Annotated in this window: 16 protein-coding genes; 9 read left to right on the top strand and 7 right to left on the bottom strand. The window is 67.5% G+C overall.

The window, feature by feature from the left end; all coding sequences use genetic code 11:
* Window positions 1-79: 79 nt before the first annotated feature.
* Both QP552_RS17335 and QP552_RS17330 read right to left on the bottom strand, forming a co-directional pair.
* Window positions 80-823 carry a basic secretory protein-like protein gene (locus QP552_RS17335; protein ID WP_286074161.1) on the bottom strand — a complete coding sequence of 248 codons (744 nt, stop codon included), beginning with the start codon at window positions 821-823 and terminating at the stop codon, window positions 80-82.
* Window positions 820-4164, bottom strand: coding sequence for a GH92 family glycosyl hydrolase (locus tag QP552_RS17330; RefSeq protein WP_286074160.1), 3345 nt, complete (start codon window positions 4162-4164; stop codon window positions 820-822). Before QP552_RS17330 ends, QP552_RS17335 begins: the two co-directional genes overlap by 4 nt.
* A 420-nt stretch (window positions 4165-4584) precedes the next feature.
* Here QP552_RS17330 and QP552_RS17325 point away from each other — a divergent pair, with 420 nt between their 5' ends.
* From QP552_RS17325 to QP552_RS17310, 4 genes are all read left to right on the top strand, one after another.
* Window positions 4585-4782 (top strand): zinc-finger domain-containing protein, encoded by a 198-nt coding sequence (locus QP552_RS17325; protein ID WP_005410967.1) that lies wholly within the window; start codon window positions 4585-4587, stop codon window positions 4780-4782.
* 15 nt (window positions 4783-4797) lie between these two features.
* Window positions 4798-5913 carry a glycosyltransferase gene (locus QP552_RS17320; protein WP_286074159.1) on the top strand — a complete coding sequence of 372 codons (1116 nt, stop codon included), beginning with the start codon at window positions 4798-4800 and terminating at the stop codon, window positions 5911-5913.
* Complete coding sequence (locus tag QP552_RS17315) at window positions 5894-7225, top strand: O-antigen ligase family protein (protein ID WP_111113851.1); 1332 nt, start codon at window positions 5894-5896, stop codon at window positions 7223-7225. The genes QP552_RS17320 and QP552_RS17315 overlap by 20 nt, the downstream gene beginning before the upstream one ends.
* Before the next feature lie 175 nt (window positions 7226-7400).
* Window positions 7401-7850 (top strand): transposase, encoded by a 450-nt coding sequence (locus tag QP552_RS17310; protein ID WP_111113852.1) that lies wholly within the window; start codon window positions 7401-7403, stop codon window positions 7848-7850.
* Window positions 7851-7991: 141 nt separating this feature from the next.
* Here the strand turns inward: QP552_RS17310 and QP552_RS17305 are convergent, their stop codons facing one another.
* The gene (locus tag QP552_RS17305) at window positions 7992-8909 is read right to left on the bottom strand and encodes an LpxL/LpxP family Kdo(2)-lipid IV(A) lauroyl/palmitoleoyl acyltransferase (protein ID WP_049429074.1); all 918 of its coding nucleotides are present in this window, start codon (window positions 8907-8909) and stop codon (window positions 7992-7994) included.
* Between the two features lie 60 nt (window positions 8910-8969).
* Between QP552_RS17305 and waaA the strand changes: the two genes are divergently transcribed.
* Both waaA and QP552_RS17295 read left to right on the top strand, forming a co-directional pair.
* Window positions 8970-10268, top strand: coding sequence for a lipid IV(A) 3-deoxy-D-manno-octulosonic acid transferase (waaA, locus tag QP552_RS17300; protein ID WP_286074158.1), 1299 nt, complete (start codon window positions 8970-8972; stop codon window positions 10266-10268).
* A gap of 216 nt (window positions 10269-10484) precedes the next feature.
* On the top strand, window positions 10485-11705 hold the full coding sequence (locus QP552_RS17295) for an amino acid transporter (RefSeq protein ID WP_286074157.1): 1221 nt from the start codon (window positions 10485-10487) through the stop codon (window positions 11703-11705).
* Between the two features lie 87 nt (window positions 11706-11792).
* Here QP552_RS17295 and QP552_RS17290 read toward each other — a convergent pair whose 3' ends face one another.
* From QP552_RS17290 to QP552_RS17280, 3 genes are all read right to left on the bottom strand, one after another.
* Window positions 11793-13151, bottom strand: a complete 1359-nt coding sequence (locus tag QP552_RS17290; RefSeq protein WP_111113855.1) for a TolC family outer membrane protein — start codon at window positions 13149-13151, stop codon at window positions 11793-11795.
* A gap of 16 nt (window positions 13152-13167) precedes the next feature.
* Window positions 13168-13815 carry a protein-L-isoaspartate O-methyltransferase gene (locus tag QP552_RS17285; protein WP_005414414.1) on the bottom strand — a complete coding sequence of 216 codons (648 nt, stop codon included), beginning with the start codon at window positions 13813-13815 and terminating at the stop codon, window positions 13168-13170.
* 136 nt (window positions 13816-13951) lie between these two features.
* Window positions 13952-14632: a TetR/AcrR family transcriptional regulator gene (locus QP552_RS17280; protein WP_106550764.1), complete on the bottom strand. Its 681-nt coding sequence runs from the start codon at window positions 14630-14632 to the stop codon at window positions 13952-13954.
* Window positions 14633-14749: 117 nt separating this feature from the next.
* Between QP552_RS17280 and QP552_RS17275 the strand changes: the two genes are divergently transcribed.
* Window positions 14750-15880 carry an efflux RND transporter periplasmic adaptor subunit gene (locus QP552_RS17275; RefSeq protein ID WP_286074156.1) on the top strand — a complete coding sequence of 377 codons (1131 nt, stop codon included), beginning with the start codon at window positions 14750-14752 and terminating at the stop codon, window positions 15878-15880.
* A gap of 4 nt (window positions 15881-15884) precedes the next feature.
* Window positions 15885-19046, top strand: coding sequence for an efflux RND transporter permease subunit (locus QP552_RS17270; RefSeq protein ID WP_286074155.1), 3162 nt, complete (start codon window positions 15885-15887; stop codon window positions 19044-19046).
* A gap of 127 nt (window positions 19047-19173) precedes the next feature.
* On the opposite strand, the gene QP552_RS17265 is transcribed toward QP552_RS17270, so the two are convergent.
* Window positions 19174-20079: a LysR family transcriptional regulator gene (locus QP552_RS17265; RefSeq protein WP_286074154.1), complete on the bottom strand. Its 906-nt coding sequence runs from the start codon at window positions 20077-20079 to the stop codon at window positions 19174-19176.
* Between the two features lie 117 nt (window positions 20080-20196).
* Here QP552_RS17265 and QP552_RS17260 point away from each other — a divergent pair, with 117 nt between their 5' ends.
* Window positions 20197-20970, top strand: coding sequence for an SDR family oxidoreductase (locus tag QP552_RS17260; protein ID WP_286074153.1), 774 nt, complete (start codon window positions 20197-20199; stop codon window positions 20968-20970).
* Window positions 20971-20991 lie beyond the last annotated feature (21 nt).

The raw sequence follows: 20991 nt of genomic DNA, 5'->3' as shown, positions 1-20991 counted from the left end.
CGAAGAGCAGTCGACTAACAGTCGACTCTACCCAGGCGCCCCAATACCCAGTCGCCCCGATACCCAGTCGACCACCCAGTCAGTGCCGCTTGCCGCGCCGCGCAGGGGCCGGCGGCGGTGCATCCGAACGCGGCTTGGCGTATTGCGTCCACAGCGCCGGCAATGCCTTGCCGGTGTGCTTCTGCCACAGCGCTGGCGTATAGCGGCCCTCGCGCAGGGCCTTGTCCAGCGCCAGCACCAGGCCGGGATGCTCAGCCTCGGCCCACTTCAGGAACGCACCGGTGACCCGGTAGCCGCTGTCGACGTTCTGCCCCTTCTCGACCTTGACCGGCAACGCCCAGCCCGCGGCGGCGTTGTCCATGCCGTAGCGGTCGCGCGCGTAGTCGGCGATGCCTTCCACCAGCCAGCCCGGTACCCGTGCATCGCCGTAACCGGGATAGCCCTGCACGATGTGCATCGCCTCGTGGGTGACCAGGTCGATGTCGTTCGGGTGCTGCGCCAACCAGCCGGGATTGATGGTGATCGTCGCCGCCTGGTCCTTGTCGCCGACGAAGGCGATGCCGGTGTAGGCCGGATCGATCACGATGCGCACCAACGACGGCGCGGCGGGGTGGAAGTCAGCCCGCTCGCGCAGATAGGCGAAGAAGAACGTATCGATCACCCGCTTGCGCTGCGGTGCAGCCAGGACGCCACGGGCGTCCTGGTAGTTCAGTGTCACGCCGTCGCGGGTCAGCTGCGTATCGAACGCCTGGGTCTGGCCGAAGCTGGAGAAGGACAGGGCAACAAGGGCCAGGGGCAGAAGACGGTAGCGCATGCGGATCATTGTACGGTGCCGGCTGCCAGCAGTTCGATCTCGGCCAGCGGCAGTCGCCCTGGTGCCGCCAGGCGCAGGCGGTACTCGCTGTAGCGGCCGGGTTTTGCGATGCGGAACGGACGGGTCTGGCGGGCAGATTCGAAGTCTTCGCCACTGCGCTGGTCGAGCACGGTCCAGCTGCCGCTGCCATTGCGCGCCTCCAGCGTCCATTCACCGCCATGGATGCGGCCGTCGCCACTGGTCAGCGTGTACATCGTCGCGGTGCCGTCAGCCAGGCCGGTCAGCGCGATGGTTGCGCCGCCGCCCAGGCCCACTGTCGTGCCGGCATCGTCATCGACCAGCGCGGGCAGGGCACGGCCATCGGCCAGCACTGCCTTCGCGCCGCTGCCCAGCAGGTCGTGCAGCAGTTGCGGACGCTGGCCACGCGCGGTCAGCGAGCGCGGCACGTCGTCCACACCACTGCCCCAGCGCGACGGTTGCGGGCCCATCACGAAGTCCAGGGTCGCGCCCTTGGCGATCAGCCCGTGCGGCACCCAGGTCCTGGTCCAGGGCTTGCCGTTGATCTTCAGCGACTGCACGTAGACGTTCTCACGCGAGTTGTTGGCCGCGTTCACGGTCAGCACGGCACCGCCCTGCAGTTCCACGCGCGCATGTTCGAAGGCCGGTGAACCGATCACGTACTCCGGCGCGCCCATGCGCAGGGGGTACAGGCCCAGCGATGCCAGCACGTACCAGGCCGAGGTCTCGCCGTTGTCCTCATCGCCCGGATAGCCCTGGCCGATCTCGCTGCCCACATACAGCCGCGACAGGATCTCGCGCACGTGCTGCTGGGTCTTCCACGGCTGCCCGGCGTACAGGTACATCCACGGGATGTGGTGCGCCGGCTGGTTGCTGTGCGCGTACATGCCCATGCGCACATCGCGCGCTTCGGTCATCTCATGGATGGTGCCGCCGTAGGAGCCGGCGAACGCCGCATCGGCGGTTTCCGGCGTGGCGAAGAAGGTGTCCAGCTTGGCGGCCAGCTTGTCGCGGCCGCCGTACAGTGCGGCCAGGCCTTCACCGTCGTGGGCCGCGGTGAAGGCGAAGGTCCAGCCATTGGATTCGGTGTAGTCGTGGCCCCATACGCGCGGGTCGTAGTCCTTGGCGTCCACGCGCCAGCGGCCATCGGCCTTGCGGCCCTGGAAGAAGCCTGCCGCCGGATCGAACATCGTCGCGTAGCTGGCGGCGCGGTGGCGGAAGTAGTCGGCCTCGGTGCTGTAGCGTTCGCGTGCGGCCGGCGTGGTCGCACGCTTGGCCAGAGCGTCGGCCATGTTGGCGATGCCGAAGTCATTGAGCGCGCCTTCCATCGTCCATGACATGCCCTCATGCACGTCGGCGCTGGCATAGCCACGGAAGGTCGAGCGGTCCATGCCCTTGCGGCCGACGTGGCGGTCCGGCGGTACCACGGTCGCGTTCTTCACTGCGGCGGCGTAGGCCTCGGCCGGATCAAAGCCGCCGATGCCTTTCAGCCAAGCATCGGCAAACGCCACATCCGAACTGGTGCCGACCATCAGGTCCGCGTAGCCCGGCGACGACCAGCGCGCGATCCAGCCGCCAGCGCGGTACTGCTCGATGAAGCCCTGCACCATCTGCCCGGCATCGTCGGGCGTGAACAGCGCATAGGCCGGCCAGGTGGTGCGGAAGGTGTCCCAGAAGCCGTTGTTGACGAACACCTTGCCATCGCGCACGCCGGTGAAGCTGCGCTTCGCGCTGCCCTCGGTGTTGTCATCGCTGGCGCTGGCCTGGTTGGCATAGCGCCAGTCGGGTGCGGCCGCGCTGCCCACGTTCTCGTGGCCTGAGTTGGGGTACAGGTACAGCCGGTACAGGCTGGAGTACAGCGTGGTCTTCTGGTCGTCGCTGGCCGTGCCGATGTCGAAGCGGGCCAGGCGCGCATCCCACGCATCCTGCGCGCGCCCGGCCACGCTCTCCAGCGTATCGGTGGCGGCGATTTCCAGCGCCAGGTTGTGCCGTGCCTGCTCCACCGAGATCAGCGAAGTGGCGATGCGCATGGTCACCCGTCGCTCGCTGCCGGCATCGAACTTGATGTAGCCGGTCGGGCGGCCGGTGTCGAGGCGACCGCTGCTGCGCCAGGGTTTGTCGAAGCTGGCGACCACGTACATGCGGCTGGCACCGTTGGACAGGCCGCTGCGCGTATCGGTATAGCCGGACAGCGTCTGCGTGGCGGCATCCAGGCTCAGGCCGCCACGTGCATCGACGTTGTCGAACAGCAGGTTGGCGTCGCCGCCCTCCGGGAAGTCGAAGCGGAACAGCGCGGCATGGTCGGTCGGCGCGATCGATGCCGCGACGCCGTTGTCGAAGCGCACGTCGTAGCGGTAGGGGCGGGCGCTTTCGTGGCTGCGGTCGAACGACAAGGCACGTTTGCGGCGATCAGCCTCCGGCACGCCACGGCTGGCCGAGGGCATTACCTGGAAGGTCTGGCGGTCGCCCATCCACGGGCTGGGCTGGTGGCTCAACGCGAGCGCCTGCAGCTGCGGGCGGTTCTGTGCGTCGTTCTGCTCGTTCCAGCGGTACAGCCAGTTCAGCGCGCCGGCATCGGTCACCGGGGTCCAGAAATTGAAGCCGTGCGGCACCGCCGTGGCCGGGAAATTGTTGCCGCGCGAGAAGGTGCCGTTGGCCTGGGTGCCACGGGTGGTCAGCACCCAGTCGGAGACGCGCTGCGGCTGTTGCCGCGGCTGAGCATCCAGGCGCACGTCGTCGATCCAGCCGGACACCGGCGCACCGTCGGCGCTGGCCACCTCCAGTTCGATCGCTACCACGCGGCGACCCTTCAGCGCGGGCACGTCGCCCAGTCGCACCGCCTTGCGTGCCCACTGTTGCGGGTACAGCGTCTTCGACTCGCCCTGCGCGCGTGCGCCAAGGGCTACGCCGTGCTGGTCGCGTGCCGGGCTGGCCGACACGAGGCTGCCATCGTCCAGCCGCAGGTCCAGCGACACATAGGTCGAGGCCACGGTGTCCCGGCCAACGATTTCCGGCAGCACCAGCCACGACAGCGTGGTGTCGGCCTCGATCGGCAGGTCGGTCTTGAACAGTTCGCGCCGCGCGTTGCCTCCTGCGCTGCTGTAGCGAAGGGCATGCAGCCCGCTGTAGCCGGCGTTGCGCTTGGCCGTGTAAGGCGCGGCAGGGCCGTTGCCGATTGTTGCCTGCAGGGCGCCAGCGGCCTGCGCCGGCGCAGGTTCGCCGGGTTCGAACGAGGTCTGCAGTCCCTGTGCCAGCACCGGCATCGCAGTGGTCGCACAGGCCAGGGCCAGGGCAAGCGGAAGCAGGGCGCGGCGTGGATCGGACAGGGTCATGCAGGAGTCTCCCGGAAGGGCAGGCGGCGGGCAGAACCCGCATCGGCGGACACCACGGGCAGCATCGCTCCGCCCGCCGGGATGGCAGTGGAAGAGGCGATGCCGGTCCGGTGGGGGCGGGCCATGCGATCGGGTCGATTGGACGGGTCGATTCACGACCCGGGCCCGATCCTGCAACAGCCGCCGCGGCCTGACAAGTGCCATTTAGTTCGATCCAAATGCGGGAAATATCGCGGTCGGCAGGATTCCAGCACCAACCCGCACGGGCGACCGGGGATTCCACGCTGACAGACCGGCCCAGGTGCTGTGCAACGCCACGCGGAATCGGCCCGCGGCGCCCAAAGACCTGTTGCGGCGCCATGTCGGGGCGGCCCGGATGCTAGAATCACAGGCCTCGCAACCCGTTCATCGACATCCGCCATGAGCCATACCGCCACTGCGCCCGCCAACGCCGAGAAGCGCTACACCGTGCACCGCAGCGATCTTCCGCTGAGCTGCCCGACCCCGGAAATGGCGCTGTGGAACTCGCATCCGCGCGTGTACCTGCCGATCGAAGACGAGCCCAACGGTGAAGCGCAGTGCCCGTACTGCGGTTCCGTGTTCGTGCTGGCCGACTAAGCGGCTGCCCCCTCGATGCGCCGATTGACCGTGGTGCAGTTGCTGCCGGCGCTGCACTCCGGTGGTGTCGAGCGCTCGACCCTGGAAATCGCTGCGGCCCTGGTCGCCGCCGGCCATCGGGCGCTGGTGGTTTCCGCCGGTGGCCGCCTGGTGCAGCCGCTGCTCGATAGCGGTGCCGAGCACCTCACCCTGGACATCGGCCGCAAGTCGCTGCTGACCCTGCGCCATCTGCCGACCCTGCGCCGCTTGTTCGCCGAGGTTGGCGCGGACATCGTGCATGCGCGCTCGCGCCTGCCGGCATGGCTGGGCCTGTACGCGATCCGCGCCCTGCCTGCCGCGCAGCGCCCGCACTGGGTGACCACCGTGCACGGGCTGAATTCGCCCAGCCGCTACAGCGCAGTGATGACCAGCGGCGAGCGCGTGATCTGCGTATCCAACACCGTGCGCGATTACGTGCAGCGGCACTACCCGACCGTGCCCGAACAGGCGCTGCAGGTGATTCCGCGCGGCGTTGATGTGGCCCAGTTCCCGCGCGTGGCGCGTGCCGATCGCCGTCCGCGGATGGCGCTAGCAGCCGATTACCCGTGGCTGGCGCAGGTTGAAGGCCCATTGCTGCTGTTGCCGGGGCGGGGCACCCGTCTGAAGGGCCACGCACATGCGCTGCAGTTGCTTGCCGATGTGCGCGCCGCCGGTGTGCTGGCGCAGCTGTGGATGCTGGGCACCGATGAACCCGGCCGTGAAGCCTACGTGGCCGATCTGCGCCGGCAGGCGGCCGCGCTCGGCGTGGCCGAGGCCGTGCACATCAGCACACCGACCGCGCGCATCGCTCAGGCCTACGCGGCCAGCGACCTGGTGCTGCAGCTGTCGGACAAGCCCGAAGCGTTCGGCCGCACCGTGGTCGAGGCGCTGTCGGTGGGCCGACCGGTGCTGGGCTGGGACCATGGTGGCGTCGGTGAACTGCTTCGGCAGCTGCAACCCGCAGGTGCCGTGCCGCTCGGCGATGCGCGCGCATTGGGTGAACGTGCGCTGGCCCTGCTGGCCCAGCCCCCGTCCTTGCCGACCCGCATCCCGTTTACCCTGCAGGCCATGCAGCGCGATACCCTCCGCCTCTATGCCGACCTCGCCGGCTGACCCTGCCGTCATCGTGCGCGACGACCGCGCCGGGCGCTGGGCGCCCTGGTGGGTGCTGGCGTACGTGGCGATGTGGCCGTTGCCGGGCATCGCCGAAACCGTGTTGGGCCTGGGTGCGCTGTACGCTGCGGCGCGCATGGTGATGCGCCGCCTGCAGCGCCGCCCGCATCTGTTGAGCACGGCGGCCTGGGCACTGACTTCGATCCTGTTCCTCGGCTATTGGCTGCCGCAGGCATTTTCCGCATTCGATGCGATCGACCCTGCGGCCTCGTGGACCAAAGCTGCAGCGGGCCTGCGCTATCTGCCCTTCATGTGGCTGGTGGCGATCGCGGTGGCCACGCCGGAGCGGCGGCGGCTGACCTTCGCAGGTCTGGCGCTGATCACCGGCGCATGGACGCTGGATGCGCTGGTGCAGGCCGTGGCCGGTACCAGCCCATGGTTCTGGTCACTGGAACAGCTGAAGCTGGCGGTCAGTGGCCACGCGCTGTGCCCGGCCGATGAGGCCGCCCTGGCCGACCGCCTCAGCGGCGCACTGGGACCCTGCAACCTGAAGTTCGGCCAGGTGCTGGCCAGCCTGTCGCCGTTCCTGCTGCTGCCTGTCGCGCGGCGCTTTGGCAATGCGGGCTGGCTGCTGGCTGCGGCAGCGCTGGGCAGCGTGCTGCTGCTGGCCGGTTCGCGCGCCTCGTGGATCACCTTCGCGCTGGTGCTGGCCTACAGCGGCGTGCGCCAGTTCGGCTGGAAACGGCTGGCCGCGCTGGCGCTGGTGGCGGTGCTCGGCGCGGGCGCTCTGACCGCCAGCGTGCCGCAGCTGCGCGAGCGCTTCGCGCGTACGGCCATGGCGCTGGATGGGGGCGAGCGTGGTGTCGACGAGGCCCTGTCAGGGCGCGCGCGGATCTGGGAAGCTGCCGCCTGCATGATTGAAGCGCACCCGATCAATGGCGTGGGTGCACGTGGTTTCCGCGATGCCTATCCCGCCTGCGTGGCGGAGGAAGGGCCGGCGGTGTGGGGCAATGCCCCGGCGCTGCACGCCCACCAGATCGTGCTGGAAATCCTCGCAGAGACCGGAGTGATTGGCCTGTTGCTGTGGCTGGCGGCCGTGGCCCAGGCCTGGCGTGCATGGCGCTACGCGCCGGCAATTGCCCGCGAACGCGCGCGTCCGGCGATGCTGGCGCTGGCGGTGACCGTGTTCCCGCTGAACACCCATCTGGCGTTCTATTCGGCCTTCTGGGGTGGCCTGACCGTATTGCTGGCCGCGCTGTTCGCCGGCAGCCTGCTGGCGCGGGACGCGGATGAATCACTGGCGCCGAAATAACGGCGCATCCACGCATGGCGTGGATCTACTGCAATCGCCGGACGAACACTGATGGGCGGTCACCGGACAAACGCAACCCTGGTAGATCCACGCCATGCGTGGATGGGGCTTTCCCGACGCAAGCACGCGCCAACCTCCGCTACCGGTGCTTCCCTGCGTATCGCACGCTGGGGCCATGGCCAGCCCCAGACTCCGCTACGGTCGCTACTCCAACCCGGGGAGCGTGTACCTCCTGACCACGGCAACCCTTGGCCGGGAACCGTTCTTCGCCGATGCCGCCCGTGTGGCGATCCTGGTAGATGCGCTGCGCTTCGTCGAACGCAGCGGTTCCAGCCACAGCCTGGCATGGGTGGTGATGCCCGACCACCTGCACTGGTTGATGGAACTGCGCAGTGGAACCTTGGCCGAGTGCATGTCCCTGCTCAAATCCCGCAGCGGCCGCGTGTTGAACCAGTATCTGGGCCGACGCGGCGCGCTGTGGCAGCACGGCTATCACGACCATGCAGTGCGGACCGACGAATCACTTCACGAGAAGGCGATGTACATCATGGCCAACCCGGTCCGGAGCGGCCTGGCCAGCACGTTGGGTGAGTACCCGCATGCATGGTGCCGTTGGCCGTTGTGAATTCTGGCTCGGGATCGAAGCGCATCCACGCATGGCGTGGATCTACTTCAGAACGCCCGGTAGATCCACGCCATGCGTGGATGAATCCATCCGCGCCGGTAGATCCACGCCATGCGTGGATAGAGCCAACCCGCCCCCGCGTTACTTGTAGAAATCGCTCCGGCCACCCGGCTGCCGCTTGAATCGGCGATGGATCCAGAGGTACTGGTCGGGCGCCTCGCGCACCATCTCTTCGATGGCCTGGTTGACCCGCGTGGTATCGGCTTCCACGTCCTCGCTGGGGAAATTCTCCAGCGGCGCGCCGATCTTCAGGAAGTACTTCCCGCCTTCGCGGCGATGGAAATACGGGATCACCGCGCAGCCGGTCATCCGCGCCAGCTGGTGGGTAGCGGTGATGGTCGAGGCGGTATGGCCGAAGAACGGTACGAACACGGTGTCCTTGCCGCGCATGTCCTGGTCCGGCGCATACCAGAGGAAGCCCCCCTTCTTCAGGTGGCGCACGGTAGCGCGGATGTCCTCATTGGCGAACATTGCCTTGGCATAGCGCAGGCGGCCGAACTTCACCGCCCACTCATACACCGGGTTCTTGTGCTTGCGGTACATGCCCGAAAGATCAACGTAGTCGCACAGCAGGCGCCCGCACATTTCCAGTGTCATGAAGTGGCCGGACACCAGCAGCACGCCACGACCTTCCGCCTGCATCTGCCGCAGATGTTCCAGTCCTTCGATCTGCACCTGCGGGCGGATGCTGTCGATGCTGCCCCACCAGGCGCGGATGCACTCGAACACGCCCACGCCCAGGGCATCGAAGCTGTCGCGCACCAGGCGCTGGCGCCAGGCCTCGTCCTTCTCGGGGAAGCACAGCTGCAGGTTGACCTCGGCGGCGCGGCGACGGCTGCCGAGCAGGCGCCAGGTGATCCAGCCGACGCCCCGGCCCAGCGCACGCTGCAGCATCCACGGCAGGCGGGCGATGGCGAAGGCGCCCAGCATGGCGGCGAACATCGGCCAGTTGCGGGGATCGCGCAGCGACGGGCGGACGGCGGTGGTGGCATCGGACATTGGCCCATTCTACCAAGGCGGCCGCGTGTCTTTCCCGGGGGGCTCCCGTATCCTTGCCGCATGCGTAAAGACCCTGTCGAATGGATCCTGCGCGGCCTGTACTCGGTCGTGCTCTACATCCTGCTGCCGATCACCGTGTACCACCTGGTCTGGCGCGGCTTCCGGGTCCGTGAATACTTCCGGCGCTGGGACGAGCGCTATGCCTCCTATCCGCAACCCACCGGCCAACCGCGGGTCTGGCTGCACGCGGTCTCGGTGGGCGAAGTCAATGCCGCTGCGCCGCTGGTAAACGCGCTGCGCAAGGAGCGCCCGGACATCCGCTGGGTCATCACCACCATCACCCCGACCGGCTCCGAGCGCGTGCGTGCGCTGTGGGGCGATGCCCTGGACCACGTCTACCTGCCGTATGACGTGCCCGGCAGCGTCAACCGCTTCCTCGGCCACTTCCAGCCCAGCCTGGCGCTGATCCTGGAAACCGAACTGTGGCCGAACATGCTGTTCGGTTGCCGTGACCGTAGCATTCCGGTCTACATCCTCAACGCGCGCCTGTCGGCACGTTCGCTGCGGGGCTACCGGCTGCTGGCGGCGTTGATACGCCGCGCGCTGCGCACGGTCACCTGCGTGGCCGCGCAGTCGCAGGACGATGCCGAGCGTTTCGTGCAGCTGGGCGCTGCGCCGGAGCAGGTGCAGGCGCTGGGCAACCTGAAGTTCGACATCACCACGCCGGACGTGCAGCGCTTCGTCGAGCAGTTCCATGCCTGCGTGCCGGCCCGGCGGCCGGTGTGGATCGCCGCCAGTACCCACGATGGTGAAGAACAGGCAGTGATCGATCTGCACCGGCGCCTGCGCCAGCAGCACCCCGACCTGTTGCTGCTGTGGGCGCCGCGGCATCCCGAGCGCTTCCCGAAGGTGGAGGCACTGGCGCGGGAGCAGGGCTGGAACGTGGCAACCCGGCGCGCGAAGCAGTGGCCGGAGGTTGAAACCGATGTGTTCGTCATCGATACCCTGGGCGAGCTGATGCCGTTCTATGCCTGCGCGCAGGTGGCGTTTGTCGGGGGAAGCCTGCAGCCGATCGGTGGCCACAACCTGCTGGAGCCGGCGGCGATGGGCACCGCTGCGGTGACAGGCCCGCACCTGCACAACTTCTCGGAAATTTCCCGGCGCATGCGCGAGGCCGGCGCGCTGTTGATCGGCGAAGACGTGCAGGCGGTCGGCGAACTGCTGCAGCACCTGCTTGAAGACCCGCAGGCACGCGAGGACATGGCGCGGGCAGGCTGCACGCTGATCAGCAATGGACGCGGTGCCCTGCAGCGTACGCTGGCGCTGGTCGGACCGCACCTGCCGCCACCTTGCCGCTGAGTTCTAAGGGCCGGCGCGCGCGACGCGACTGTCGTGAAAGACCGCGTCAATTCTGCTTAGCGACCGCGAACCTGTCGTAGCGGGACCGGGAGCTTCCTTGCCAACGTGCCTGCCGTCACATCGCGGTGCGCAGGGCGCGTATTCCGATACCGCCTCCCGGCACAGGCTGTCAGTCTGCTGTCGACCGCGCTTGGGCGGATATCAAGGGAACTTGCGATGGACAGCGACAGCAGCCCCGACGGCATTGATGAGCCCGGGTACGGCGATCGCCTTGTAGTGGTGGCACTGACCTTGCTGCTGGGAGGCAGCGTGGTCGCGCTGGTCGGCCAGCACACCGCAGCCCAGGCCGGCCCGGCCATCGTCCTGAGCCTGCTGCTGGCCGCGCTGGGCACGGGTCCGCTGCTGTACTGCCTGCACGTCCTGAACCAGCAATGGCCCGCTGCCGACGGCCTGAACGGCGTGTTGCGGGACCGCTTGGGAAGCGTGCCGGCCGTTCTGCTCGGTGGCGCGCTGCTGCTGGAACTGGTGGTGACTGCCGCTGGCGTGGCGCAATCCATCGCCAGCCATCTGCATGCGCTGCTGGCTGGTTGTGGAATCGAGACAAGCAACGGGATGCCGGATCAACTGATGGCTGCTGCCAGCCTGCTGCTGCTTGCAGTGGTCGGATTGCTGCGGCCACACCGTGTGGTGCTGGTTGCCTGCGTGCTGCTGACGGTGAAGATCGGCGTCGGCCTGCTGTTGCTGGTGCTGGCAGCCCGCCATGTGCACTACGCGTACTGGATTCCATGGCTGCCGCCGGCAACGGCACCCTATCGCTTCGGGATCGGCGGTGTACTGGCGGCGAGCGTGCCGCTGTCCGGTGTGTTCGCCACCGTTGGCCTGGCGCTGGGATTCCCTGGCATTGGCAGGCAGGCGAGGGCACGGCCGCGGCTGCTGCTGGCGTGCGTGCTGCTGGCCATGGTGCTGCTGATCGTACTGGCCGCGTTGCAGGCTGGCCTGGTCGAATTTCCGTCCTTGGCCAGCACGCGGCCTTTGTCGGTGGCCCTGCAGCATCACCCGCAGCTGTACTGGATGATGCCCTTGCTGCCGTTGGCAGGAGTGGCCGGGTTGGGGGCGCTCGTTCTGGTGCTGCTGATGTTGGCTGCGCGGCTGGCGATACAGCTGTGGCCGACGGCAGGTGGCGAATCCCTGGAATTCCGGGAGAGGCTGGTGCCGGTCGCCGTCGTCCTGTCGGCGGCATTGCTGGCGTTGTGGGCGCCAATGGGCAGCCTGCCGGTATTGCCTGGCCCGGCAACCCTGTTGGTGATGGGGGCCGTGTGCCTGGCTGTGCTGCGTGGACGGGCACCGCGGTCACGTGCCCTGCCGGTGCTGGCGCCCGTCGCCATCGCACTGTGTCTGCTGGCCGCAGTCGAACGGATGCGGGTCTGGCCCGGCTGACGGTCGCTGGATGCATGCTTCCGTACGCGCGACCAACAAAAAAGCCACCCTCGCGGGTGGCTTCTTCGTGACCGGCAGGCTGACGACTCAGTGCGTGGTCGTTGCCGGGTTGCCTGCGTCCTGGGTCAGCAGGCGGTTGACGTCCTGCAGCTCGGCTACGTCCAGTGCGCCCAGCGACTGGCTCAGCAGCAGGCGGTTCTGCAGGAACGTATAGCGCGCATTGGCGTAATCCAGCTGCGCCGAGAACAGGATGCGCTGGTTCTGGATCACGTCCAGCACGGTACGGGTACCGACTTCCAGGCCGACCTGCGACGCGTCGTACGCGCTCTGCGCCGAGACCACCGCCAGGCGGCGGGCTTCCACTTCGCTGATGCCCTGCACCAGGGTCTGGTAGGCATTGCGGGTGTTGCGGTCCAAGGCACGCTTCTGCTGCTCGTAGCCGTCCTGGGCGATGTCACGCTGGGCCAGTGCCTGGCGCACGCCGGACTGGGTGGCGCCGCCGGAGAAGATCGGCACGCTCAGGGTCAGGCCGATGCTGTTGGTGCGTGCATCCGGCGACAGCGAGCCGGCACCGGTGCTGTCACCCCAGGTCGCGCTCTTGCCCCAGCTGCCGCCCAGTGACAGGGTCGGGTAGTGGCCGCCACGGGCCGCCTGCACACCGGCTTCGGCGGCACTGACCTTCAGCTCCTGCGCCTTCAGCGCCGGATTCTGGGTGGTGGCCTGGTGCACCAGCTCGTCGATGTTGCCGCGGTTGGCCGGCACTTCCGGGCGGAAGTCCGCCGGCAGGCCACGCAGGTTGACCACCGGCTGGCCGGTCAGTTCGGTCAGGGCCTGGTAGTTATCGGCCAGGGTGTTCTGCGCAACGATGGTGTTGGCACGCGCCTGGTCGTACTGGGCGCGCGCTTCGTGCACGTCGGTGATCGGCGCCAGGCCCACTTCCAGGCGCTTGTCGGCGAAGTCGAACTGCTTCTTCGCGGCCGCTTCATTGGTCTGTGCGGCGTTCAGCGATTCGATCGCCACCAGCACGTTGAAGTAGGCCGCCGAGGTACGCACGATCAGGCTATCGTTGGCCGAATCAAGGGTGAAGTCCGCCGCCTTGCTCAGTTCACGCTGCGAACGCAGGTTGTTGATCTGGGTCCAGTTGAACAGCGTCTGGCTGCCATTGATCGTGTAGTTGCGGCGCTTGCTGGTGATCGTGCCGGAGTTGGCATCATGGTCAGCTTCGCTGCGCGAGCGGTTCAGCGTGGCAGTACCGTCGATCTGCGGCAGCAGAGCGGCGCGCGCCTGCACGGCGCCTTCCTTGTCGACCAGCCGGGTCGATTCGGCAGCGGACAGCTGCGGATCGCCGTTGCGCGCCATCTCGTAGACCTGCAGCAGGTCGGCGGCATGGGCGGACAACGGCAGCAGGGCAGTGGCCAGCGCAACAGCGAGGGATCGGCGGATCATTGCGGCTTCCTTGGACTCAGAGGTGGAACTGGGGGGCCGGGGCGGCACCACGCAGGTAATCGATATCGGTCTCGAACAGGGACTCGGTGCTGCCGTCGGCCTTGACCAGCAGGGCCTCCATCGCCGGCGAGCGGCCGTGGATCACGAACAGGCGACCACCCGGACGCAGCCACGAGGCGAACTGTGACGGCACCACGTCGACCGCACCAGTGACACAGATCACGTCAAAGCGGCGTTCGGTCTGCCAGGACAGGGCATCGGCCACTTCCACGCGGACGTTGGTGCCCAGGCCGGAAGCGTCCAGGCGGGCACGCGCGGCGGCGGCCAGTTCCGGGTCGATCTCCAGGCTCAGCACATCGCGCGCAAGCGCACCGATGCAGGCCGACAGGAAGCCGCTGCCGGTGCCGATTTCCAGCACTTCGTCACCCGGCTGCAGATCCAGTGCCTGCAGGGTACGGCCCTCGATGACCGGCTTCATCATCTTCTGGCCATGGCCGATCGGCAGTTCGACATCGGCGTAGGCCAGAGCCCGGTGTGCATCGGCGACAAAGGCCTCGCGCGGCAGGCGGGCCAGGACGTCGAGCACCTTGATGTCCAGCACGTCCCAGGGACGGATCTGCTGTTCCACCATCAGTTCGCGGGCGTGGGCGTAATCAATCGTCATGAGGTTCAAATCCAGCGCAGTGGGCCGGCCATTTTACCGGTGCCGGAGGCCGGCGGCGCGCCCAGAGCATCAGCTGCCGGGTGGCCGGGGTCGCAGTGCCGGAAGTCATCGCGACCTCCGGTTCGTTCAGTTTTGGTTATTCAGCCGTCCCGGCCCCTCGCGGCGCATAGGCGCGCAGGAAGAAGTCGATGCTGGCGGTCACATGGGCAAGAGGGTCGCACTCCACCGGTGACAGTGGCATGCCGCACATCATATGCATGTGCACTTCGCCCTTCACCAGGGTCAGGAACTGCTGGCCGGCCAGGTAGTAGTCGGGGATCGCCAGCTCACCGCGTTCGCCGCGGGCGCGCAGGAAGTCGGCCAGGGCCTCGCAGGTGCGTTCCGGGCCGGCCTGCCAGAACAGCTCGCGCAGGCGTTCATCGGTCTCCGGCGCCATCATCATGCGCTGGATCGAGATCGCCGCATCGGAGGTGATCAGCTCGAAGAAGGCCAGGCCGATGCCGATCAGCTGGTCGCGCAGCGGGCCGTCCGCGTCGGCCACGAACAGGGCATCGGGCAGCATTTCAATGCACTTTGACTGCACGGCCTCGGAAAACAGGGTTTCCTTGTCGCCGAAGTGGCTGTACACGGTCAGCTTCGAGACGCCGGCCTGGGCGGCAATGGCGTCCATGCTCACGCCGGTATAGCCCTGTTCGATGAACAGTACCTTGGCTGCTTCAAGGATCGCCGCGCGCTTGCCCAGATCCTTGGGGCGCCCGGGTCCGGCGGCCTTGGCAGCAGGCTTGGCCGACGGCTTGCGGGAAGTGGAAGAACTCATCGCAACAATACTAGACCAAGCGGTTCGATATTTATACTATACCGGCCGGTTTATTAAATTGGGCCGGCAGTCGCGGCTCCCCCTTGTTGCAACCCTGCGTTTTCAGGACGTTGACCGATGAAGATCGTGCGCTGGATGGGCGGTATGGTGTGGGTGGCTGCGCTGGCAGCCTGTTCGGGACAGGAACAGGCGCCGCAGGCGGCCGTGCCGGTACTGGTGGTTCACCCCGGCGAACAGGCCGGACAGGCGCCGGCGGCGTTCCCGGGCACGGTGCGTGCCCGCCAGGAAAGCCCGCTGTCGTTCCGCGTCGGCGGCAACCTGGTCAAGCGCCATGTCGATGCCGGCCAGCGGGTGAAGAAGGGCGACGTGCTGGCCGAACTGGACGTGGCCGACTTCGCGCTGCAGGCGCGTGCCTCGCAGGCCCAGCTGGCGGCGGCGGAAGCCGATCTGGTGCGTGCCCGTGACGATCTCAAGCGCTACCAGGTGCTGGCCGACCAGCAACTGGTCAGCCGCTCGCAGCTGGACCAGCAGTCCGCGGCGTTCAAGGCTGCTCAGGGCCAGGCCAATGCCGCCCGCGCCAACCTCGATGTGCTGCGCAACCAGGCCGACTACGCACAGCTGCGCGCACCGGCCGATGGCGTGATCGCCAGCCGCGAAGCCGAAGCCGGGCAGGTGGTGTCCGCCGGGCAGACCATCTTCAATCTGGCCGCCGATGGTGGCCGCGAAGTGCTGATCGATCTGCCCGAAGCCACCATCCGCGACTACGCGGTCGGCCAGCCGGTCGAGGTGGAACTGTGGAACCGCCCGGGCCAGCGCCTGCCGGGCACGATCCGCGAGATCGCTGCCGCCGCCGATCCGCAGGCACGCACCTATGCCACCCGCGTCAGCCTGGCCGCCGATGCGCTGGCCGATGTCGAACTGGGCCAGAGCGCACGCGTCTACAGCAGTGCCGGCCGCCACGGCACCCTGCAGCTGCCGCTGGGCGCGCTGCAGCGCGGTGCCAACGGTGCCGCCAGCGTGTGGGTGGTCGATCCGGCCAACAGCACGCTGAAGGCCGCGTCGGTCACCACCGGAGCCTATGGCAGCGAATCGGTGCCGGTGCTGTCCGGGGTCGGTGCCGGGGACTGGGTGGTTGCCGCAGGTGGCCATCTGCTGCGCGCCGGCCAGCCGGTGATCGCGGTGGACCGGCAGAACCGCCCGGTGCTGAAGCCGGCCACGCCGCCCGCTGCCGCCAAGGCCAAGGAGTAAGCCGGTGCGCCGCTTCAATCTTTCCGAGTGGGCGCTGGCCAATCGCCCGCTGGTGCTGTTTGCGATGCTCGCCTTCGCCCTGATCGGCGCATGGTCGTACAAGCATCTGGGCCAGTCCGAAGACCCGCCGTTCACCTTCAAGGCGATGGTGGTGCGCACGCTGTGGCCGGGCGCAACCGCCGAGCAGGTCTCGCGGCAGGTGACCGAGCCGATCGAGAAGGCGCTGATGAACACCGGCGAGTACGAGTTCATCCGCTCGTACTCGCGCCCGGGCGAATCGCAGGTGATCTTCATGGCCCGTGACAGCCTGCGTTCCAAGCAGATTCCGGATCTGTGGTACCAGGTGCGCAAGCGCGTGGGCGACATCCGGGCGACCCTGCCGCGCGAGATCGTCGGCCCGTTCTTCAACGACGAGTTCGGCGACACCTACGGCAACATCTACGCGCTGACCGGCAAAGGCTTCGACTATGCGGTGATGCGTGACTACGCCGACCGCATCCAGCTGGAACTGCAACGCGTGCCCGATGTCGGCAAGATCGATCTGGTCGGCCTGCAGGACGAGAAGGTGTGGATCGAGCTGTCCAACACCCGCCTGGCGACGCTGGGCGTGTCGATGCAGCAGGTGCAGCAGGCACTGGCCGACCAGAATGCGGTGACCGGCACGAGCTTCTTCGAGACCGCCACCGATCGCGTGCAGCTGCGCGTGACCGGCCAGTTCAATGATATCGAAGCGATCCGCCAGTTCCCGATCCGCGCCGGAGAGCGCACCGTGCACCTGGGTGACATCGCCGAGGTCAAGCGCGGCTTCGCCGATCCGGCGTCGCCGAAGATGCGCTTCATGGGCGAAGAGGCAATCGGCCTGGCGGTGGCGATGAAGGATGGCGGTGACATCCTCAAGCTCGGCGCCAACCTGGATGCCGAGTTCGAGCGCCTGCAGAAGACCCTGCCGGCGGGCATGCAGCTGCGCAAGGTGTCCGATCAGCCGCAGTCGGTGGAGGAGTCGGTCGGCGAGTTCGTGCAGGTGCTGACCGAGGCAGTGGTGATCGTGCTGCTGGTCAGCTTCTTCTCGCTGGGCCTGCGCACCGGCCTGGTGGTGGGCGTGACCATCCCGCTGGTGCTGGCGATGACCTTCTTCGTCATGCACTACTTCGACATCGGCCTGCACAAGATCTCGTTGGGCGCGCTGGTGCTGGCGCTGGGCCTGCTGGTGGACGACGCGATCATCGCGGTGGAGATGATGGCCACCAAGATGGAGCAGGGCTACGACCGCCTGCGCGCGGCCAGCTTCGCCTGGGAGTCGACCGCGTTCCCGATGCTGACCGGTACCCTGATCACCGCGGCCGGCTTCCTGCCGATCGCTACGGCCGCCTCGAGCACCGGTGAGTACACCCGCTCGCTGTTCCAGGTGGTGACCATCGCGCTGGTAGTGTCGTGGATCGCGGCGGTGCTGTTCATCCCGTACCTGGGCGACAAGATGCTGCCGGACCTGTTCAACCCGCAGCCGCCGAAGCCGGGCAGCCTGTCCGCGCGCTGGCATGCCAAGCGCCAGCAGTGGGCCGACCGCTACCCGGCGCTGGCCAACCTGATCGCGCCGCCGCAGCACGGGCATGACCATGATCCGTACCAGCGCCCGTTCTATCGAAGCTTCCGTCGCTTCCTGGATACCTGCCTGCGCCGGCGCTGGTGGGTGATCGCCGCGACCATCGCGTTGTTCATCGGTTCGCTGATGCTGTTCCGCTTCGTGCCGCAGCAGTTCTTCCCGGATTCGACCCGGCCGGAGCTGATGGTGGACATCGAGCTGGCCGAGGGCGCCTCGCTGCGCTCGACCCAGGCCCAGGCCGAGAAGCTGGAGAAGCTGCTGTCCAGCCGCGAGGGCATCGCCAACTATGTGTCCTACGTTGGCACCGGTTCGCCGCGCTTCTACCTGCCACTGGACCAGCAGCTGCCGGCCACCAACTTCGCCCAGTTCGTGGTGCTGGCCAAGGACATCAAGTCGCGCGAAAGCACCCGCGACTGGCTGCTGCACGAGGTGATCCCGAAGTTCCCGGATGTGCAGATGCGCGTGACCCGCCTGGAGAACGGCCCGCCGGTCGGTTATCCGGTGCAGATGCGCATTTCCGGCGAGCACATCGAGAAGGTGCAGGCGATCGCACGCCAGGTCGAGGCCAAGGTGCGTGAGAACCCGCACGTGATGAACGTCAACCTGGACTGGAGTGAGCCGAGCAAGGTGGTGCGCCTGGTGATCGACCAGGAGCGTGCCCGCGCACTGGGCGTGAGCAGTGCCCAGGTCAGCCAGTTCCTGTCCAGTTCGCTGGCCGGGCAGTCGGTGAGCGTGTACCGCGAAGGCAACCGCCAGATCGAGATGCTGCTGCGTGGCCCGGCCGATGAGCGCAACCGGCTGGAGCTGCTGTCGAGCCTGTCGATGCCGACTGCAAACGGCGGCAGCATCACGCTGTCGCAGGTGGCGACGATGGAGTACGGCTTCGAGGACGGCATCATCTGGCATCGCAACCGCCTGCCGACGGTGACCGTGCGCGCCGACATCAGCGATGGCATGCAGCCACTGGACGTGGTGCACCAGATCCTGCCGACGCTGGATGGCATCCGCGCCGAACTGCCCAGCGGCTACCTGCTGGAAACCGGCGGTACGGTGGAGGACTCGGCCCGCGGCCAGAACTCGATCAAGGCCGGCATGCCGCTGTTCCTGGTGGTGGTGGCGACGCTGCTGATGCTGCAGCTGCGCAGCTTCTCGCGCGCGGCGATGGTGCTGGTGACCGCGCCGCTGGGCATCATCGGTGCGACCCTGTTCCTGCTGCTGTTCCGTGCGCCGTTCGGCTTCGTTGCACTGCTGGGCACGATCGCACTGGCCGGCATGATCATGCGCAACTCGGTGATCCTGATCGACCAGATCCAGCAGGACATCGATGCCGGGCATGACCGCTGGCATTCGATCATCGATGCTACCGTGCGCCGCTTCCGCCCGATCGTGCTGACCGCGCTTGCCGCCGTGCTGGCGATGATTCCGCTGTCGCGCAGCGCGTTCTACGGCTCGATGGCGATCTCGATCATGGGCGGCCTGATCGTGGGCACCGTGCTGACCCTGGTGTTCCTGCCGGCGCTCTACGCGGCGTGGTTCCGGGTCAAGCCGGACGAATCCGGGGCGTAACGCCCGACCGGGGTCACGACCGGGGTCAGATCCCTTTCCCGGAGGGAAAGGGATCTGACCCCATCCATGATGTGGTGGGTGCCAACCTTGGTTGGCACGGATGCATCCATCCACGCATGGCGTGGATCTACTGCAATTGCAGCCCCGCCCGCAGCACCGGCAACAACCACTCGATGAACACCTGCACGCGTTGCGCGCGGTGCTGCCGATGCGGCTGCAGCAGGGTCACCGGTAACGGCTGCGCCACGTACTGCGGCATCACTTCCACCAGTTCGCCGGATTGCAGTTCCGCCTGCACGTCGTAACGCGGAATCTGCAACAACCCCAGCCCGGCCACGCAGCACGCGATCGACGCTTCTGCACTGTTCACCCGCACCCAGCCGGACATCGGCAATGTGCGCAGCTGCGCGCCCTCCTGCCACTCCCACGGTTCCACCCGGGCAGTGGTCGGCGAGGCGTAGTTCACTGCACGGTGCTGCTGCAGGTCGGCAGGCTGCTGCGGCATGCCGTGTTCACGCAGGTACGCCGGCGCGGCGACGTTGACGAAGTCGAGCTGGCCCAGCGTGCGCGCCACCAGGCTGGAATCGCCCAGCTGGCCGACCCGCAGCACCGCATCGCAACCGTCTTCGATCAGGTTCACCGCGCGGTCGGTCATTCCCAGATCCACTTCCACCTGCGGATGGCGCGCGAAGAAATCCGGAAGGGAAGGGGCGATGATGCGGCGGCCGATGCGGCTGGGCACGTCGATCTTCAGCAGGCCCGTCGGCTGCGCGTCGTCCTGGCGGAACAGGGTTTCGGCGTCTTCGACTTCGGCGATCAGGCGCAGGCAGCGCGCATGGAACACGTCGCCATCGTGGGTGGTGGAGACGCGACGGGTGGAGCGCTGAAGCAGGCGGGTGCCGAGCCGCTGCTCCAGCTCAGCAATGGCTGCCGAGACGGTGGAGCGGGGCAGGCCGAGCTGGTCGGCGGCGCGGGTGAAGCTGGCGCACTCCACCACCCGGGTGAAGATGCGGAAGCGATCGATCCGGTCCATTGTTCGCTGGCTCTGGAAAGTTAAGTCAATGTGGCGGGCTTTATCCGCATTTTCTGCACGATATCGTCGTCAGGGCAGGGTTGCCACCCCGGGCAGCCCCCTCCCGAGATCGAAGCCATGACCGACCATTCCCTCAAGGGCAAGACCGTGCTGATCGCCGGTGGCGCCAAGAACCTGGGTGGGCTGATCGCCCGCGACTTCGCCGCGCAGGGTGCCAGGGCCATCGTGGTTCACTACAACAGTGCCGCCACCCACGCCGACGCCGAAGCCACCGTCGCTGCGGTGCAGGCCGCCGGCAGCAAAGCCGTTGCCCTGCAGGGCGACCTGACGTCGGCGGCAGCGATGGAGCGCTTGTTCGCAGACGCCGTGGCAGCGGTCGGTCGCCCTGACATCGCCATCAACACGGTCGGCAAGGTACTGAAGAAGCCGCTGCTGGAAATCAGCGAGGCAGAGTACGACGAGATGAGCGCGGTCAACGCCAAGGCGGCGTTCTTCTTCCTCAAGGAAGCTGGTCGCCACGTCAACGACGGTGCTCGCATCTGCACCCTGGTGACCTCGCTGCTGGGTGCCTACACGCCGTTCTATTCCAGCTACGCCGGAACCAAGGCGCCGGTCGAGCACTTCACCCGCGCGGCGTCGAAGGAGTTCGGTGAGCGCGGCATCTCGGTGACCGCGATCGGCCCCGGTCCGATGGACACGCCGTTCTTCTACCCGGCCGAGAGCGCCGATGCGCAGGCGTATCACAAGACCGCGGCGGCGCTGTCGGCATTCACCCGCACCGGCCTGACCGACATCGCCGACATCGTGCCGTGGATCCGCTTCCTGGTGACCGATGGCTGGTGGATGACCGGGCAGACGATTCTGGTCAATGGTGGGTACACCACCAAGTAAGGCAGCCACGCATGGCGTGGC

Source organism: Stenotrophomonas sp. 59, from assembly GCF_030291095.1.
GTDB lineage: Bacteria > Pseudomonadota > Gammaproteobacteria > Xanthomonadales > Xanthomonadaceae > Stenotrophomonas > Stenotrophomonas maltophilia_Q.
The sequence above is the reverse complement of the archived record's forward strand: the minus strand, read 5'-3'. Positions and strand labels throughout refer to the sequence as shown.

Excerpts from the sequence above, each read along its gene's own strand:
- QP552_RS17335 (WP_286074161.1), bottom strand. The coding sequence starts at position 823 with ATGATCCGCATGCGCTACCGTCTTCTGCCCCTGGCCCTTGTTGCCCTG.
- QP552_RS17330 (WP_286074160.1), bottom strand. The coding sequence starts at position 4,164 with ATGACCCTGTCCGATCCACGCCGCGCCCTGCTTCCGCTTGCCCTGGCC.
- QP552_RS17325 (WP_005410967.1), top strand. The coding sequence starts at position 4,585 with ATGAGCCATACCGCCACTGCGCCCGCCAACGCCGAGAAGCGCTACACC.
- QP552_RS17320 (WP_286074159.1), top strand. The coding sequence starts at position 4,798 with ATGCGCCGATTGACCGTGGTGCAGTTGCTGCCGGCGCTGCACTCCGGT.
- QP552_RS17315 (WP_111113851.1), top strand. The coding sequence starts at position 5,894 with ATGCCGACCTCGCCGGCTGACCCTGCCGTCATCGTGCGCGACGACCGC.
- QP552_RS17310 (WP_111113852.1), top strand. The coding sequence starts at position 7,401 with ATGGCCAGCCCCAGACTCCGCTACGGTCGCTACTCCAACCCGGGGAGC.
- QP552_RS17305 (WP_049429074.1), bottom strand. The coding sequence starts at position 8,909 with ATGTCCGATGCCACCACCGCCGTCCGCCCGTCGCTGCGCGATCCCCGC.
- waaA (WP_286074158.1), top strand. The coding sequence starts at position 8,970 with ATGCGTAAAGACCCTGTCGAATGGATCCTGCGCGGCCTGTACTCGGTC.
- QP552_RS17295 (WP_286074157.1), top strand. The coding sequence starts at position 10,485 with ATGGACAGCGACAGCAGCCCCGACGGCATTGATGAGCCCGGGTACGGC.
- QP552_RS17290 (WP_111113855.1), bottom strand. The coding sequence starts at position 13,151 with ATGATCCGCCGATCCCTCGCTGTTGCGCTGGCCACTGCCCTGCTGCCG.
- QP552_RS17285 (WP_005414414.1), bottom strand. The coding sequence starts at position 13,815 with ATGACGATTGATTACGCCCACGCCCGCGAACTGATGGTGGAACAGCAG.
- QP552_RS17280 (WP_106550764.1), bottom strand. The coding sequence starts at position 14,632 with ATGAGTTCTTCCACTTCCCGCAAGCCGTCGGCCAAGCCTGCTGCCAAG.
- QP552_RS17275 (WP_286074156.1), top strand. The coding sequence starts at position 14,750 with ATGAAGATCGTGCGCTGGATGGGCGGTATGGTGTGGGTGGCTGCGCTG.
- QP552_RS17265 (WP_286074154.1), bottom strand. The coding sequence starts at position 20,079 with ATGGACCGGATCGATCGCTTCCGCATCTTCACCCGGGTGGTGGAGTGC.
- QP552_RS17260 (WP_286074153.1), top strand. The coding sequence starts at position 20,197 with ATGACCGACCATTCCCTCAAGGGCAAGACCGTGCTGATCGCCGGTGGC.